1 protein-coding gene is annotated in these 301 nt (G+C 44.2%); it reads right to left on the bottom strand.

The features are described 5' to 3' along the window. The coding region (locus QVP40_RS13735) for a MutS-related protein (protein ID WP_442852294.1) at positions 1–301 on the bottom strand (301 nt) is incomplete at both ends.

Raw genomic sequence — 301 nt, forward strand, 5'->3', positions numbered from 1 at the left:
AGCTCGTCAAAAAGAACAAGAGAACGGGAATCTGCTTTTTCCAGGAAGGACACAATATTAGTCATATGAGAGGAAAAAGTACTCAGAGACTGTTCAATGCTCTGCTCATCCCCGATATCTGCATAAATCTCATGAAAAATAGCCAGCTCACTGCGGTCAAGAGCCGGAATGTGAAGTCCTGCCTGTCCCATAAGAGTAAGCAGACCAACGGTTTTCAGAGAAACTGTTTTTCCGCCAGTATTAGGACCTGTGATAATCAGAAGGTCAAAATCATCTCCCAGACGGATGTCAATGGGAACCA

This window comes from Blautia sp. CAG:257 (assembly GCF_000433815.1).
Classification (GTDB): domain Bacteria; phylum Bacillota; class Clostridia; order Lachnospirales; family Lachnospiraceae; genus Blautia_A; species Blautia_A caecimuris.